Consider the following 16508-nt stretch of genomic DNA (forward strand, 5'->3'; position numbering starts at 1 on the left):
ACTGGGAAGTTGTCCAGATCGTTTCCACAGGTAGCACTGTTGAAAGGTCATCAGACCAGGTCAGCCGCCTGTGGATTCGTGGATGAAGACTCTCCACAGCCTGTGGACGAAGAGAAGATCCACAGGCTGTGCATCAAGTTGTCCACCGGCGGCCCACAGGCTGGAGCCAGTTGTCCCCAGCGATCCCGGGCTTCTCCACATCTCTGTCCACTGTTCGGCAACGCGCCGCGCCATCTCACCGCGTCGAGTGAAAGGCGTCACACCGAGGTGCCGGATTGGCCTGTGGGGAACGTGGGTAAAGCTGGGGACGGCGCTGGGGAGAAGTAGCCCCCGGCTGTGGACCGAGTGTGCAGAACTTTTCGTCGTCCACAGAGACCTCGAGTTGTCCACCGCCTTCACCCACAGGGTCGGTGGACAAAAAATCGCCTCTGAGCTGCGAAAACGGGGTTATCCACGGTATCCACAGGCCCTACTACTAAGACCAACTAGAGAGAGCCTGAGAACCGTTTCGAAGTGGGGGCTGTGCACAACTTGCTCTCGGCGGCTCGACTGCCGCTCGGCACGACTTGACCCCGAGGGGCAACGACTGTCAGCGCGGTGCGTCAGACTGGTCCCCGGTGTCCTTCCCCGAAGCAGTCGGGACGACACCGAGTCAGACGACGAAGGCCAGCAGGGCGAGAGCGCCGGCAACAGACGGAGGCGGCAACGGTGAAGATCCGGGTGGAACGCGACGTACTCGCGGAGGCAGTGGCCTGGGCGGCACGCAGCCTCCCGGCCCGTCCGCCGGCTCCTGTGCTCGCCGGCCTCCTTCTGAAGGCCGAAGAGGGCGCACTGAGCCTCTCCAGCTTCGACTACGAGGTCTCGGCGCGGGTCTCCGTGGACGCGGAGATCGACGAGGAGGGCACGGTCCTCGTGTCCGGCCGCCTCCTCGCGGACATCTGCCGCGCGCTCCCCAACCGGCCCGTGGAGATTTCCACAGACGGTGTACGGGCGACCGTGGTCTGCGGATCCTCGCGGTTCACCCTCCACACCCTGCCTGTGGAGGAGTACCCGGCACTGCCCCAGATGCCGTCGGCGACCGGCACCGTCCCCGGTGAGGTCTTCGCCTCCGCCGCCGCCCAGGTGGCCATCGCCGCCGGACGCGACGACACGCTCCCCGTGCTCACCGGTGTGCGCATCGAGATCGAGGGCGACAAGGTCACCCTGGCGTCCACCGACCGCTACCGCTTCGCGGTCCGCGAGTTCCTGTGGAAGCCGGAGAACCCCGAGGCGTCCGCGGTCGCCCTGGTGCCCGCCAAGACGCTCCTGGACACCGCCAAGGCGCTCACGGGCGGCGACAGCGTGATCCTGGCGCTGTCCGGCTCCGGCGCTGGCGAGGGACTGATCGGCTTCGAGGGCGCCGGGCGGCGCACGACCACCCGTCTGCTCGAAGGCGACCTCCCGAAGTACCGCTCCCTGTTCCCGACGGAGTTCAACTCGATCGCCGTCATCGAGACCGCCCCCTTCGTGGAGGCCGTCAAGCGTGTGGCCCTGGTCGCCGAGCGCAACACCCCGGTGCGACTGAGCTTCGAGCAGGGCGTGCTGATCCTGGAGGCCGGATCCAGCGACGACGCACAGGCTGTGGAAAGGGTCGACGCCCAGCTCGAGGGCGACGACGTCTCCATCGCCTTCAACCCGACGTTCCTGCTCGACGGCCTGAGCGCCATCGACTCCCCGGTGGCCCAGCTCTCCTTCACGACCTCCACGAAGCCGGCGCTGCTCAGCGGCAAGCCCGCCGTGGACGCGGAGGCCGACGAGGCCTACAAGTACCTGATCATGCCGGTGCGCCTGTCCGGCTGACCCCGCGGCCCGCCGGTCCTCCGGGCCGGCGGGCGCACCGCGGGCGGGCATACGTCTGAGCGGGTATGCCCACAGATGTGCGTGAGTTCCACCGGTGCCCGAAAGGCGTGGGTGGTACCCCCCGGTTTAGGCTCGGACCCAGGTACGAGAGTGCCCTCACGCCACGTCGCAACCCCTAAGGAACAACTGATGGAGCTCGGTCTCGTCGGCCTCGGCAAGATGGGCGGCAACATGCGCGAGCGGATCCGCCGCGCAGGTCACACCGTCATCGGATACGACCGCAACCCGGACCTCGCCGATGTCCACAGCCTGGAAGAACTCGTGGGCAGGCTCAAGGGCCCGCGCGTGGTGTGGGTGATGGTCCCGGCGGGCGCCGCGACCCAGTCCACCGTCGACGAGCTGGCCGCCCTGCTGGAGCCGGGCGACGTCGTCGTGGACGGCGGCAACTCGCGCTGGACGGACGACGAGAAGCACGCCGTCGAGCTGGGCATCAAGGGCATCGGCTTCGTCGACTGCGGTGTCTCCGGCGGTGTCTGGGGCCTGGAGAACGGCTACGCGCTGATGTACGGCGGCCACGCCGAGCACGTCGCCGCGGTGCAGCCGATCTTCGACGCGCTCAAGCCCGAGGGCGACTTCGGAGCGGTGCACGCCGGCAAGGTCGGCGCGGGCCACTTCGCGAAGATGGTCCACAACGGCATCGAGTACGCGATGATGCAGGCTTACGCCGAGGGCTGGGAACTGCTCGAGAAGGTCGACTCCGTCACGGACGTGCGCGAGGTCTTCCGTTCCTGGCAGGAAGGCACGGTCATCCGCTCCTGGCTGCTCGACCTCGCCGTCAACGCGCTGGACGAGGACGAGCACCTGGAGAAGCTCAAGGGCTTCGCGCAGGACTCCGGCGAGGGCCGGTGGACGGTGGAGGCCGCCATCGACCACGCGGTGCCGCTGCCCGCGATCACCGCGTCGCTCTTCGCCCGTTTCGCCTCGCGGCAGGACGACTCGCCGCAGATGAAGATGATCGCGGCACTGCGCAACCAGTTCGGCGGTCACGCCGTCGAGAAGGCCTGATCGAGGCCCCGGGTTCTCCGCACCCGGGGTGACCCGGTTGTCCACAGCCGGGGGAAGAACCTGAGGACCGGGGTCCGCACGAACCCCGGGGAGAACCCGAAACACCACGCTGGGGGAGGTCGGCGAACGACCATGCACGTCACGCATCTGTCGCTGGCCGACTACCGCTCGTACGCCCGGGTCGAAGTCCCGCTCGACCCGGGCGTCACCGCGTTCGTGGGGCCCAACGGACAGGGCAAGACGAACCTGGTCGAGGCCGTCGGCTACCTCGCGACCCTCGGCAGCCACCGCGTCTCCTCGGACGCGCCGCTGGTGCGCATGGGCGCCGACCGGGCGATCATCCGGGCCAATGTCCGCCAGGGAGAACGCGTTCAGCTCATCGAGCTGGAACTGAACCCCGGCAAGGCCAACCGCGCCCGCATCAACAGGTCCTCCCAGGTCAGACCTCGTGACGTCCTCGGCATCGTACGAACCGTCCTGTTCGCGCCCGAGGACCTCGCCCTGATCAAGGGCGATCCCGGGGAGCGCCGCCGGTTCCTCGACGAACTGATCACCGCCCGCTCCCCGCGCATGGCGGGTGTCCGGTCCGACTACGACCGGGTCCTCAAGCAGCGCAACACCCTCCTGAAGTCGGCCGCGCTGGCCCGCCGGCACGGCGGCCGCACCATGGACCTGTCCACGCTCGACGTGTGGGACCAGCACCTCGCGCGCGTGGGCGCCGAGCTGATGGCCCAGCGGCTCGACCTGGTCGCCGCGCTCCAGCCGCTCGCCGACAAGGCGTACGAGCAGCTCGCGCCCGGCGGCGGGCCCCTCGCCCTGGAGTACAGGGCGTCCTCGCCCGGCGTCGTGGGCCACGCCCGCGAGGAGCTCTACGGACAGCTCATGACCGCCATGGAGGAGGCCCGCAAGGGCGAGATCGAGCGCGGAGTGACCCTCGTGGGTCCCCACCGGGACGATCTCGTGCTCAAGCTCGGCCAGCTGCCCGCCAAGGGATACGCCTCGCACGGCGAGTCCTGGTCCTACGCGCTCGCGCTGCGCCTCGCCTCGTACGACCTGCTCAGGGCCGAGGGCAACGAGCCGGTCCTGGTCCTCGACGACGTCTTCGCGGAGCTGGACAGCCGCAGGCGCGAGCGCCTCGCGGAGCTCGTCGCCCCCGGTGAGCAGGTCCTCGTGACCGCCGCCGTGGACGACGACGTACCGGATGTCCTGACCGGGGCGCGGTACGCCGTGTCCGAAGGCACGGTGGAGCGCCTATGACGGAGAACACATCGGGAACGGGTGCCGAGGGCGCGTCCGGCGCCGCATCCGGCGAGAAGACCCCGGAGCCGTCCGGCGTCGACCTCGCGCGCGTGGCGCTGCGGGCCGCGAAGGAACAGGCACGCGCGCGTGGGGACGCGGCCCAGCAGAAGAAGCAGGCGCGCCGCGGTGGCGGCCTGCGCTCCGGTTCGGGTGCCGACGGACGCGACCCCATGGCGCTCGGCTCCGCCATCAACCGGCTGCTCACCGAGCGCGGCTGGGAGACCCCGGCCGCGGTGGGCGGTGTGATGGGCCGCTGGCCGCAGATCGTCGGCGACGACCTGGCCAATCATTGCGTTCCGCTGCGTTACGACGACGACCCGGCCGAGCGCGTCCTCACGGTCCAGTGCGACTCGACCGCCTGGGCGACCCAGCTGCGCCTGCTGGCACCGCAGCTCGTCGCGCGGCTCAACCAGGACCTCGGTCACGGCACCGTGCGCCTGCTGAAGGTCCAGGGGCCCTCGGGCCCTCCGCGCCGGTACGGGCCGCTGCGCGCTCCGGGCAGCACGGGGCCCGGCGACACCTACGGGTGACCGGCCGAGCCGGGTGACCGGTCGGCCCAGGTGATCGGTCGGCCGGGGTAGTCGGTCGGCCCGAGTGACCGCCGTACCGGGAGATCGTGGCCGGCCCGGCCGATGGTGAGGGGCGAATTCCGGCCATCGTCCCAGGCGGAGCCGAGCCGCGCCGTGCCCCGGTTCGGGGCCTGTGCCGCCACCGCACGGCACGGAAGGCGACCGGTCACCGCGCGTCCGAACCTTTCGCTGATCCCGCCCGCGGACGACCCCGTGTTCCTCCGCCCGCCCGGTGGCCCTCGCCCGCAGGGTGTGACGCTTTCCGCCACCCCCTGCCCGGCGATCCGGAAAACCTGCCGTATCCGCTGGTCAGAGTCCTGTCAGTGCCTGTCCGAAGGCGCCCTTTTCCACCCGGCGGGACGCTGCTCGGCGGGCTCCGACAGGCCTCCCCGGGCGCCCGCGCGCGACGGCGGACGGTGTGCTGACCCGTCGGTAACCGGGGGTTGACACTCGGAAGGGCTGAGTGCCGCTGTAAGCCTCTTTGGGCCCGGGTCCGCATATGGGGAGTCGGGCGAGACCGGTTCAGGGCGGCACATGCGGACTCAGGTACCGGCAAACCCCCATCACTGTCAGCGCTACCGGTAGACTGGAAGCTAATCCCGCCCCATTAGTGGGACGCACCGAGCAACGCTGACTAAGGCTTACCACCGCAACACGCCGCAGCCGCTCCGGCCACCCGCCGGGAGTTCGGCTTGTGCTGTGCCAGAAAGGGCGCTTCGTGGCCGATTCCGGCAACCCCAACGAGAACATCCCGTCCACCGACGCCGGCGCGAACGGCGAGGTCACATCCTCGTACGACGCCAGTGCCATCACCGTCCTCGAGGGTCTGGACGCGGTCCGCAAGCGACCTGGCATGTACATCGGCTCGACCGGTGAGCGTGGACTCCACCACCTCGTGTACGAGGTGGTGGACAACTCGGTCGACGAGGCGCTGGCAGGCCACGCGGACACGATCGAGATCACGATCCTCCCGGACGGCGGTGTGCGCGTCGTCGACAACGGCCGCGGCATCCCGGTGGGCATCGTCGCCTCCGAGGGCAAGCCGGCCCTCGAGGTCGTGCTGACCGTGCTGCACGCGGGCGGCAAGTTCGGCGGCGGCGGCTACGCGGTCTCCGGTGGTCTGCACGGCGTCGGCGTCTCCGTCGTCAACGCCCTGTCCAGCAAGATCTCCGTCGAGGTCAAGACGGACGGCCACCGGTGGACGCAGGACTACAAGCTGGGCGTCCCCACGGCCCCTCTGTCCCAGCACGAGGCCACGGACGAGACCGGCACGTCGGTCACCTTCTGGGCCGACGGGGACATCTTCGAGACCACGGAGTACTCCTTCGAGACGCTCTCGCGGCGCTTCCAGGAGATGGCGTTCCTCAACAAGGGTTTGACGATCAAACTCACTGATGAGCGCGATTCGGCGAAGGCCACCGCCGGGGCGGACGAGGCGGGCGCCGACGAGAAGGACGAAGTCAAGACCGTCACGTACCACTACGAAGGCGGCATCGTCGACTTCGTGAAGTACCTCAACTCCCGCAAGGGAGAGCCGGTGCACCCCACCGTCATCGACCTGGAGGCGGAGGACAAGGACAAGAGCCTGTCCCTCGAGGTCGCGATGCAGTGGAACAGCGGCTACAGCGAGGGCGTGTATTCCTTCGCCAACATCATCCACACCCATGAGGGCGGTACGCACGAGGAGGGCTTCCGTGCGGCGCTGACCTCGCTCATCAACAAGTACGCGCGCGACAAGAAGCTGCTCCGCGAGAAGGACGACAACCTCACGGGCGACGACATCCGCGAGGGTCTGACCGCGATCATCTCGGTCAAGCTGAGCGAGCCGCAGTTCGAGGGCCAGACCAAGACCAAGCTGGGCAACACGGAGGCCAAGACCTTCGTCCAGAAGGCGGTCTACGAACACCTGAACGACTGGCTGGACCGCAACCCGGTCGAGGCCGCGGACATCATCCGCAAGTCGATCCAGGCGGCCACCGCGCGCGTGGCGGCCCGCAAGGCGCGTGACCTCACCCGCCGCAAGGGCCTCCTGGAGTCGGCGTCCCTGCCGGGCAAGCTCTCCGACTGCCAGTCGAACGACCCCACCAAGTGCGAGATCTTCATCGTCGAGGGTGACTCCGCCGGCGGCTCGGCCAAGTCCGGCCGAAACCCGCAGTACCAGGCGATCCTCCCGATCCGGGGAAAGATCCTCAACGTCGAGAAGGCGCGGATCGACAAGATCCTGCAGAACCAGGAGATCCAGGCACTGATCTCCGCCTTCGGCACCGGAGTCCACGAGGACTTCGACATCGAGAAGCTCCGCTATCACAAGATCATCCTGATGGCGGACGCCGACGTCGACGGCCAGCACATCAACACCCTGCTGCTGACCTTCCTGTTCCGCTTCATGCGGCCCCTGGTCGAGGCCGGGCACGTGTTCCTGTCCCGCCCGCCGCTCTACAAGATCAAGTGGGGCCGGGACGACTTCGAGTACGCGTACTCGGACCGCGAGCGCGATGCCCTCATCGAGCTCGGCCGCCAGGCCGGCAAGCGGGTCCGCGAGGACTCGATCCAGCGGTTCAAGGGTCTCGGTGAGATGAACGCCGAGGAACTGCGCATCACGACCATGGACCAGGAGCACCGCGTGCTCGGTCAGGTCACGCTCGACGACGCCGCCCAGGCCGACGACCTGTTCTCGGTCCTCATGGGCGAGGACGTCGAGGCGCGCCGCGCGTTCATCCAGCGCAATGCCAAGGACGTCCGCTTCCTCGACATCTGAGTCGGTCTCAGCTGACCGCGTCAGAAAGGATCTTCACCAGCAATGACCGACGAGAACTCTCCGAGCACTCCTGAAGACGGCGACAGCACTCTTCGTATCGAGCCCGTCGGGCTCGAGACCGAGATGCAGCGCTCGTACCTCGACTACGCGATGTCCGTCATCGTGTCGCGTGCCCTGCCCGACGTACGGGACGGTCTCAAGCCCGTCCACCGCCGGGTCCTGTACGCGATGTACGACGGCGGCTACCGGCCCGAGAAGGGCTTCTACAAGTGCGCTCGCGTCGTCGGCGACGTCATGGGCACCTACCACCCGCACGGCGACTCCTCGATCTACGACGCGCTGGTCCGCCTCGCGCAGCCGTGGTCGATGCGCATGCCGCTGGTGGACTCGAACGGCAACTTCGGATCTCCGGGCAACGACCCGGCCGCCGCCATGCGGTACACCGAGTGCAAGCTGAAGCCGCTGTCCATGGAGATGGTCCGCGACATCGACGAGGAGACCGTCGACTTCACGGACAACTACGACGGCCGCAACCAGGAGCCGACGGTCCTGCCGGCCCGCTTCCCGAACCTGCTGATCAACGGCTCCGCCGGTATCGCCGTGGGTATGGCCACCAACATCCCGCCGCACAACCTGCGCGAGGTCGCGGCGGGCGCCCAGTGGTACCTGGAGAACCCCGAGGCCTCCCACGAGGAGCTTCTGGACGCCCTGATCGAGCGCATCAAGGGCCCCGACTTCCCGAGCGGCGCGCTGGTCGTGGGCCGCAAGGGCATCGAGGAGGCGTACCGCACGGGCCGTGGCTCCATCACGATGCGCGCGGTCGTCGACGTCGAGGAGATCCAGAACCGCCAGTGCCTGGTGGTCACCGAACTCCCGTACCAGACCAACCCCGACAACCTCGCCCAGAAGATCGCCGACCTGGTCAAGGACGGCAAGGTCGGCGGTATCGCGGACGTCCGGGACGAGACCAGCTCGCGTACCGGCCAGCGGCTCGTGATCGTCCTCAAGAGGGACGCCGTCGCCAAGGTCGTCCTGAACAACCTCTACAAGCACACCGACCTGCAGACGAACTTCGGCGCGAACATGCTGGCGCTCGTCGACGGTGTGCCGCGCACGCTCTCCCTGGACGCGTTCATCCGCCACTGGGTGACGCACCAGATCGAGGTCATCGTCCGCCGGACGAAGTTCCGGCTGCGCAAGGCCGAGGAGCGCGCCCATATCCTGCGTGGCCTGCTGAAGGCCCTGGACGCCATCGATGAGGTCATCGCGCTCATCCGGCGCAGCGACACCGTGGAGATCGCGCGCGAGGGCCTTATGGGCCTCCTGGAGATCGACGAGATCCAGGCCAACGCGATCCTGGAGATGCAGCTCCGCCGGCTGGCCGCCCTGGAGCGCCAGAAGATCATCCAGGAGCACGACGAGCTCCAGGCCAAGATCCTCGAATACAACGAGATCCTCGCCTCGCCGGTGCGCCAGCGCGGCATCATCAGCGAGGAGCTCGCCGCGATCGTCGAGAAGTTCGGCGACGACCGCCGCTCCAAGCTGGTGCCCTTCGACGGTGACATGTCCATCGAGGACCTGATCGCCGAAGAGGACATCGTCGTCACCATCACGCGCGGTGGCTACATCAAGCGCACCAAGACGGAGGACTACCGCTCGCAGAAGCGGGGCGGCAAGGGCGTCCGCGGCACGAAGCTGAAGCAGGACGACATCGTCGACCACTTCTTCGTGTCGACGACGCACCACTGGCTGCTGTTCTTCACGAACAAGGGCCGGGTCTACCGCGCCAAGGCCTACGAACTCCCGGACGCCGGCCGTGACGCGCGTGGACAGCACGTCGCCAACCTGCTGGCCTTCCAGCCGGACGAGGCGATCGCCGAGATCCTCGCGATCCGCGACTACGAGGCCGCGCCCTACCTGGTGCTCGCCACCAAGGGCGGACTGGTCAAGAAGACGCCGCTCAAGGATTACGATTCGCCCCGTTCCGGGGGCGTCATCGCGATCAATCTGCGCGAGACGGAGGACGGATCCGACGACGAACTGATCGGAGCCGAGCTCGTCTCCGCAGAGGATGATCTGCTTCTGATCAGCAAGAAGGCACAGTCGATCAGGTTCACGGCGACGGATGACGCCTTGCGACCGATGGGCCGTGCGACCTCGGGCGTCAAGGGCATGAGCTTCCGCGAGAGCGACGAGCTTCTCTCGATGAATGTTGTTCGACCCGGTACGTTCGTGTTCACTGCCACAGACGGTGGGTACGCGAAGCGGACCGCCGTCGACGAGTACCGCGTCCAGGGTCGCGGCGGCCTCGGAATCAAGGCCGCCAAGATCGTCGAGGACCGCGGGTCTCTCGTCGGCGCGCTGGTGGTCGAGGAGACCGACGAGATCCTCGCCATCACACTGTCCGGTGGTGTGATTCGTACGCGAGTCAACGAGGTCAGGGAGACGGGCCGTGACACCATGGGCGTCCAACTGATCAACCTGGGCAAGCGCGATGCCGTGGTCGGCATCGCTCGTAACGCCGAGGCCGGCCGGGAGGCGGAGGAGGTCGACGGTGACGAAGCCGTGGACGAGACCGCCGAAGGCGTCGAGGCCGTCGGTACGGAAGAGGGCGAGCCGTCCTCGGCCGAGTAGCGCGAGGAGTGAGTCGTCGTGAGTGGAGCCACGGGCGCCGGATCGACCGGTACGGAAACGGACGGCGGCCGTGGCACCGCCATGGACGGGACTGACTCCCATGAGTCTCATGGATCCCAGGGGGGAACTGTGACGGACACCCGAGGCCAGCAGGCCCAGCAGCACGCGGGCGGGCAGGCGGCCCCGGTCGGGGCCCCGGCCCCGGGGACGCCGCCGGTGGCGCCGGCCCCGGCGGCATCGCCGCTGCCGGGCGAGCGGCACGGGCAGCAGCCCGCGCAGCCGTATCACCCGCCGCAGGCGTACCCGGCGCAGCAGCAGCAGCCGGCGGGCGCGGTCCGCCGACCGCGCACCGGCGCGCGCACGACGCCGCGCGTGCGCAAGGCACGGCTTCGGGTGGCCAAGGCCGACCCGTGGTCGGTCATGAAGGTCAGCTTCCTGCTCTCCATCGCGCTCGGCATCTGCACGATCGTCGCGGCGGCGGTGCTGTGGATGGTCATGGACGCGATGGGCGTCTTCTCAACCGTCGGCGGCACGATCTCCGAGGCGACCGGGTCGAACGAGTCCAACGGTTTCGACCTCCAGTCGTTCCTCTCGCTCCCGCACGTCCTGATGTTCACGTCGGTCATCGCGGTCATCGACGTGGTCCTCGCGACCGCTCTGGCGACCCTCGGAGCGTTCATCTACAACCTCTCCGCCGGCTTCGTCGGCGGCGTGGAGCTGACCCTCGCAGAGGACGAGTGAGGGCGCGTTCAAACGCCCTCCGACTATCGATTTTGGGACTGGCCGCGTCGTGCGCTAATCTTCAGAGGTCAGCGCGCGGGACACACACCGCAAAGCGCGGCGGGGCTATAGCTCAGTTGGTTAGAGCGCATCCCTGATAAGGATGAGGCCACAGGTTCAAATCCTGTTAGCCCCACCAGTACAAAGGCCCCCGGTCCACACGGACCGGGGGCCTTTGACATCTACGGCTGACATCAGCCGATCAGCGGATCTTCCAGCAGCTCGGCGAGCAACGCGACCGCTTCCCGCTCGTCGGAGCCGACCACGTGCGTGTAGACGTCCATGGTCATGCTGATCTGGCTGTGCCGCAGGACCGCCTGAGCGACCTTGGGATGGACCTTCAGGAAGGCGAGCAGGGTCCCGCAGGTATGCCGGGCCAGCCGGACCGTGATGCGGCGGACGCCGGCGCGGCTCACCAGACGGCCGAAGCTCCGAGAGAAACCCATCGGGTCGATCATCCCGCCGTGCACGGACGAGAAGATCAGGTCCTGGCCGGGCTCCTGCTTCCACCGCTCACCGGCGATCCTCCGCTCCAGCGCCTGGAGCTCCCGGCGCTCTTCCAGGGCGCGAGCACAGAACTCGGGCAGGGGAAGCACCGCCTGCGAGGAGTCGGTCTTGAGCTCCTTGAGGACGAGGCCCCTGCCCTTCTCCCGCTGTACCTGCTTGACCGGCTCGATCTGCCGCGACTCGAAGTCCACGTCCTGCCAGCGCAGACCCAGCACCTCGCTACGACGCAGGCCGAGGACGAGCACCAGGACGCAGGCCGCGTAGAGCCGATGCGAGCGAGCCGTCCGCAGGAAGGTGATTGCTTCCCGCGCGCTCCACGCCCTGCCCTTGTCCTTGCTGACCTTGGGCATGTCGACGAGCAGGGCCACGTTCCGTGTGAGCAGTTCCTCCTGGACAGCTCGGTTGAGCGCGTTTCGCAGGGCCCGCAGTACCTCGAAGCGGGTAGCCGCGCCGACCTCCTCACGGACGAGCGCGGCCATGAACACCCGGATCTGTGCCGGGGTGAGCTTGGCCAACGGCTTCTTGCCGAGGTGCGGCACCAGGTACAGCCTGACCTTGGACTCGTACTTCGCGTACGTGTTGTGCTCCCGCTCAGGCTTCACGATGTGCTCAAGCCAGTAGCCCAGCCACTCACCGAGGTTCCAAGACTTCGCAGGCACAGGCACACCGTTGCGCTCCTGCTCCTGGAGCTTGGCCAGCTTCTCGGAGGCCTCGTCATAGGTGGCGCCGTAGACGAACTTCCGGACCCGGTGGCCATCGGTGTTCGTTACGTACGCGGCACCGTGATACCGGCCGTCCTTCCGCTTCGTGATCGTGCCTCCGCCGTTGGGACGCCGCTTGGCCATCAGGCAGCCTCCTCGTACTCGAGGCGGGACAGCAGGTACGTGCGCAGGCCATCAGCGGGAATCCGGCGGCTCCGCCCGATGGTGAGCGAGGGCAGGCGATGCGTGCGGATCAGGTCGTAGACAGTCGTCCGGCCGACCTTGAGTCGCGCCATGACCTCAGGGACCGTCAGCAGCTCCTCGGTCACGCCCACACCTCCTCGTCCAGGCCCGGCAGGTCGGTCAGCGCTTCGCGTGCGGTCTCTCGGTTCAGTCGGATGTCCTTTGCGATCGATTCGGCGAGCCAGGATTCACCAGGGGTGTGGCCTTGTCCGGCGTAGGTCCAGTGGGCGAGCACGAGCGTGGAGCCCTCCGAGTCATCGAGGTCCTCGGAGAGACCCCGTTCGCGGCGTTCCTGCCGGGCCCGGTAGTCGGCGCGGACCTGGCGCAGCGCGCCGAGGGTGGTCGAGTAGCGGCGGGACTTGGTGGAGAAGTGGCCGCGGAAGCCGAGCATGTGGGCCCAGCGCGCCAGCATCCGTTCTGGGTAGGCGTCGTCCAGGTCCCAGCAGGCTTCGATCAGGCGCCGGGTGTGCGTGGGCAGCGGCAGCCTGTCGAGTTCGGAGAGCTCTCCGATCCGGTGATCCACGGTGCCCGTGGTCTCGGCCGCCTTCGTGGCGTACTTGGCCACGTACGAGGCGACCGCCTGTTCGGTCAGCTCTTCTTGGCCCAGGGCGCCGATCGGCTGGACGTCGACCTGGGAGCCCCACCGCAGGGTGCGGGCCGGGAAGTCCCCGGAGGCCGCCACCGGCACGGAGACCCGCCCGGCAGCCGCGCGGATTGTGTCGTCCAGGAGGGCGACCGTGGCCCAGGCCGGCGGAGTCGTGTCCGGGCCGTCGGGACCGTCCAGGCGCACCACCGCGTGGAAGTGCACCGAGCCGCGTTTCTGGAACTCGGCGACCTTGCCGAAGGAGACCCGGCATACCTCCTTCAGGGCCGTCTGAGACAGGCCCGCGCGGGCGGCGATCTCCCGGCGCAGGTAGATCGTGAAGCGGCGCCACAGGTCGCCTGCGAAGTTGTTGAACAGCACCGCCCCGGCGTAGTCGTAGCGGCCCGGATCGAGCGCCGTCCCCAACGCCGGATCACTCTCCGCGTGGGAGCTCCCGCAGCGGCAGCACCCGGCATCCGGCCGGTTGTGCACGGGCCCGAACGAGGGCGCGGTGAGCGTGGCGAAGACCCGGGGGTGATCCCGGACCACGGTCGAGACGCCCTTGTTCACATCACCCGTGATCCCGGCACGGATCAGGTGGTAGGTGTCCCCCGCGTAGGTCCAGGCGCAGGCCGGGCAGCGCGAGGCCCGCCGGTTGCCGCAGGCGACCCGCAGCATCCCGCCCGGCTCGTTCTCGGTGCTGTAGGAGTACAGGACGTCACCGGTCACCCGGTCACGGGTCACGGTCTGGCCCTGGAGCCGGATCGGATGGGAACAGCCGCCCGTGCGCTTGATCTGCTCCTGCCAGCGGTCGAAGCCGGGCGCGTTGGCGACCCGCAGCAGATCCGCGAGCGTCAGGGGGTCGGTGCCCATGGAGGCCGCAGCACCAGCCACGGCCTCCGGGGGGACGGGGAACACCGTCACGCGGCCACCTCCACCGGCTCGACCACGGCCAGAGGAGCCGGGGCGAGCGCGTAGCCGAAGGCGCGATCATTCGGGCAGATCAGATCACTGTCGTGCGTCAGGACGCGAAGGCCGTCGATGCGGACCCAGCGCCAGGACGGGGCGTGTGCCCGGCAGCCAGGGCAGACCGGCGGCACGACGTCGAGCAGGTCGTAGCAGGACGGGAGGGCGCTCATGCCGTCACCGCCAGCCGCCGGGCCGGGAACTGGGTCACGAGTGCGGTTAAGCGTGCGACGTGGGCGGCGTGCCGCATCCTCGCGACGTCGCTGATCTCATCCGGCGTGATCGCACCGGGCCCGTACTCATCGAGGCCGGAGCCGAGGCAGTAGCGGCAGAAGATCTCCAGGGGGTTGGAGTCCTCGCCCGCCCAGCCGGAGCCCGCGCACTTGACGCAGTCGCCCCACGGTCGGGACGTCAGGAAGTACAGGCACTGGGCCGGGTTGGAGCACTTCGCATCACCGCAAGCCGGGCAGGCCCGCTGTCGCGAGACGTGCACGCGAAGAGGAGTCGACGGCATGATGGAGCTTCCCTTCGTGGGACGAAGGAGGGCGGCGGTCTGCTTGGCGGTAGGTGCGTCGCCCTCCGGGTTTTACGGCTCAGCCGCATGAACTAGCTTGCTATATAGCAGAGTAGATCACAAGAGATAGTGCGCCATAGGCTGTACTAATTCGGAGGTCTGGGTACGCTCGGCGCATGACGGTTGAAGCCCACGACCCCAGGCCCAAGAAGGTGCAGATCGCCGACGCCCTGCGCGAAGAGATCGTGACGTTGCCGGTAGGGCACCGACTTGCTTCACTGCGTGAGCTGGCCGACAGATTCAAGGTCACTACGGTGACTGCAGGAAACGCGCTCAAGGTGCTCGCAGATGAGGGCGTGATCGTCTCGGTTCCCACCCGGGGGTACTTCGTACTGGCCCCGCCGAGTGCCGCCGATGCCGGGCAGAAGGCCGGCGGGCCGGTTAACCGAGATGAGATCAATGCACTCCACTCCGAGATTCAGCAACTTGCTGCCCGAGTAGCCGAGTTGGAGAAGCGCACCCAGCCCGCGAGCAGTGCCTGACATGTGATCCACCATCAGATGCGGGGCACAAATGTGCTAGGGACAGCCGTGGTGTCAACGGGGGACAGCCTTCGTGCCAACCCCCTGTCACCCCCCGTGTCACCAGCTCTCTTAGTGCCAGACTCGAAGGCAAGCACCCGACGGGAGGGCAGCACATGAGCGACGAACGGCCAGCATGGGCACGACGGCTTTCCTCGGAGCGCGAAGCCCGGCAATGGTCACAGGCTGAGGTGGTTGCCGCGCTGCGAGCTCACGCACCAAAGCCGCTGCCTGAAGGATCGAGCATGGTGCGGCAGTGGAAGCGCTGGGAATCCGGCGAAGTCATGCCGAGCGACTTCTACCAACCGATCATTGCTGCCACCTTCGGCACAGTCACTCATGCGATCTTCCCAGTCGCCGGACAGCGGGACGGAAACGCCGAGATCGTCGCTGTGAGCGGGCTGGAGACGCTCGACATCATCAGTAGGTTGCAGGCGTCCGACGTCGACAACGCCACGCTTGACGCGCTCCGGATCACGACTGATCGGCTGTGCTCGGAGTATCCCTATCTGCCAGGTGCGCAGCTCGCCGCTGAAGGCAGGCAGTGGCTCAAGCGGGTCGCTGGTCTCCAGTCCCAGCGGCTGACGCTCGCGCAGCACCGCGAAGTTCTCACTTTGTCTGGGTGGCTCGCGCTCCTGATTGGCTGCGTCGAGTACGACATGGGTGACCGGGCCGCAGCCGAGAGCACTCGGAAGGCAGCTCTGTCTTTAGCCCGTGAGGCCGGGAATGCAGAGATCACCGGTTGGGCTCAGGAGATGCGCGCGTGGTTCGCACTGACCACAGGCGACTATCGGGGAATCCTCGCTGCCTCGCAGGCTGGCACAGAAGCGGCGCCCGCCCATGGCGTAGCCGTACAGCTTGCAGGCCAGGAGGCGAAGGGGTGGGCGAGGCTTGGTGATCGCCGCCAGACTGAAGTGGCCTTGGACAGGGGGCGGAAGCTGCTTGAAGGCATGCCGTACCCCGAGAACCTGGATCACCACTTCGTGGTGGACCCGGCGAAGTTCGATTTCTACGCCATGGACTGCTACCGGCTACTCGGAGAGGACCGGTTCGCCGAGAATCTTGCCCGTGAGGTGATCCGGGCGGGGACAGACTTTGATGGCTCCGAGCGATCTCCAATGCGGATGGCAGAAGCGAGGATCACCCTCGGCGTAGTCGCCGCACGGCAGGGCGATTTGGATCAAGCGGTGAACTACGGCGAGTGGGCCTTGAAGGGCGACCGGCAGTCTCTGCCATCCCTGCTCATGGTCAGCCGCGAGCTTGCAGCCATCGTCAATCGCGACTTCGCCGCCGAGCCGACCGGCCGCGAGTACCTCGATCATCTGACCGCGCTGAGCCGAGCCAGCTAGAGCCGTTACAGGTTTCTCTACCTCATCAAGCCCCGGCTGCGCTCCGCTCCGCCGGGCGGGCTCCCGGCTCCGCTCGGGGCGCCGCTCCTGCCTTCGGCCCGCTCCGCCCCGGCTGCGCCG

At 68.0% G+C, this 16508-nt stretch carries 14 protein-coding genes and 1 tRNA gene; 10 read left to right on the forward strand and 5 right to left on the reverse strand.

What is annotated here, in order from left to right:
• The first annotated feature begins 708 nt into the window (after positions 1 to 708).
• The 8 genes from dnaN to ACIQ7M_RS32105 all read left to right on the forward strand — a co-directional run bounded on the left by dnaN (position 709) and on the right by ACIQ7M_RS32105 (position 11083).
• A complete protein-coding gene (gene dnaN / locus ACIQ7M_RS32070; protein ID WP_326786746.1) occupies positions 709 to 1839 on the forward strand; it encodes a DNA polymerase III subunit beta in 1131 nt (376 codons plus the stop codon).
• 189 nt (positions 1840 to 2028) lie between these two features.
• A complete protein-coding gene (gene gnd, locus ACIQ7M_RS32075) occupies positions 2029 to 2904 on the forward strand; it encodes a phosphogluconate dehydrogenase (NAD(+)-dependent, decarboxylating) (RefSeq protein WP_355762061.1) in 876 nt (291 codons plus the stop codon).
• Between the two features lie 132 nt (positions 2905 to 3036).
• Entirely contained in the window at positions 3037 to 4161 is a 1125-nt protein-coding gene (gene recF, locus ACIQ7M_RS32080) for a DNA replication/repair protein RecF (RefSeq protein ID WP_355762058.1), read from the forward strand.
• Entirely contained in the window at positions 4158 to 4733 is a 576-nt protein-coding gene (locus ACIQ7M_RS32085) for a DciA family protein (protein ID WP_355762055.1), read from the forward strand. Before recF ends, ACIQ7M_RS32085 begins: the two co-directional genes overlap by 4 nt.
• 733 nt (positions 4734 to 5466) lie before the next feature.
• Positions 5467 to 7530, forward strand: a complete 2064-nt coding sequence (gene gyrB, locus ACIQ7M_RS32090) for a DNA topoisomerase (ATP-hydrolyzing) subunit B (protein ID WP_355762052.1) — start codon at positions 5467 to 5469, stop codon at positions 7528 to 7530.
• 42 nt (positions 7531 to 7572) lie between these two features.
• On the forward strand, positions 7573 to 10164 hold the full coding sequence (gene gyrA, locus ACIQ7M_RS32095) for a DNA gyrase subunit A (protein WP_355762049.1): 2592 nt from the start codon (positions 7573 to 7575) through the stop codon (positions 10162 to 10164).
• An 18-nt stretch (positions 10165 to 10182) separates the two neighbouring features.
• Positions 10183 to 10905, forward strand: coding sequence for a DUF3566 domain-containing protein (locus ACIQ7M_RS32100; protein WP_355762046.1), 723 nt, complete (start codon positions 10183 to 10185; stop codon positions 10903 to 10905).
• Positions 10906 to 11006: 101 nt separating this feature from the next.
• Positions 11007 to 11083: transfer RNA gene (locus tag ACIQ7M_RS32105), tRNA-Ile, on the forward strand.
• Positions 11084 to 11138: 55 nt separating this feature from the next.
• Here ACIQ7M_RS32105 and ACIQ7M_RS32110 read toward each other — a convergent pair.
• Genes ACIQ7M_RS32110 through ACIQ7M_RS32130 form a run of 5 tightly spaced genes read right to left on the reverse strand, consistent with a single transcriptional unit; the run spans position 11139 to position 14458 of the window.
• Complete coding sequence (locus ACIQ7M_RS32110; RefSeq protein WP_403650901.1) at positions 11139 to 12296, reverse strand: tyrosine-type recombinase/integrase; 1158 nt, start codon at positions 12294 to 12296, stop codon at positions 11139 to 11141.
• Positions 12296 to 12481, reverse strand: coding sequence for a helix-turn-helix domain-containing protein (locus ACIQ7M_RS32115; protein WP_403650903.1), 186 nt, complete (start codon positions 12479 to 12481; stop codon positions 12296 to 12298). The genes ACIQ7M_RS32110 and ACIQ7M_RS32115 overlap by 1 nt, the downstream gene beginning before the upstream one ends.
• Positions 12478 to 13851 (reverse strand): replication initiator protein RepSA, encoded by a 1374-nt coding sequence (gene repSA, locus ACIQ7M_RS32120; RefSeq protein WP_403650905.1) that lies wholly within the window; start codon positions 13849 to 13851, stop codon positions 12478 to 12480. Before repSA ends, ACIQ7M_RS32115 begins: the two co-directional genes overlap by 4 nt.
• A gap of 47 nt (positions 13852 to 13898) precedes the next feature.
• On the reverse strand, positions 13899 to 14117 hold the full coding sequence (locus ACIQ7M_RS32125) for a hypothetical protein (RefSeq protein ID WP_403650907.1): 219 nt from the start codon (positions 14115 to 14117) through the stop codon (positions 13899 to 13901).
• The gene (locus ACIQ7M_RS32130) at positions 14114 to 14458 is read right to left on the reverse strand and encodes a hypothetical protein (RefSeq protein ID WP_403650909.1); all 345 of its coding nucleotides are present in this window, start codon (positions 14456 to 14458) and stop codon (positions 14114 to 14116) included. Before ACIQ7M_RS32130 ends, ACIQ7M_RS32125 begins: the two co-directional genes overlap by 4 nt.
• A 176-nt stretch (positions 14459 to 14634) precedes the next feature.
• Between ACIQ7M_RS32130 and ACIQ7M_RS32135 the strand changes: the two genes are divergently transcribed.
• Complete coding sequence (locus tag ACIQ7M_RS32135; RefSeq protein ID WP_403650911.1) at positions 14635 to 15000, forward strand: GntR family transcriptional regulator; 366 nt, start codon at positions 14635 to 14637, stop codon at positions 14998 to 15000.
• A gap of 155 nt (positions 15001 to 15155) precedes the next feature.
• A complete protein-coding gene (locus ACIQ7M_RS32140; RefSeq protein ID WP_403650913.1) occupies positions 15156 to 16388 on the forward strand; it encodes an XRE family transcriptional regulator in 1233 nt (410 codons plus the stop codon).
• Positions 16389 to 16508: the final 120 nt, after the last annotated feature.

Source organism: Streptomyces sp. NPDC096324 (genome assembly GCF_044763015.1).
Taxonomy (GTDB): Bacteria; Actinomycetota; Actinomycetes; order Streptomycetales; family Streptomycetaceae; genus Streptomyces.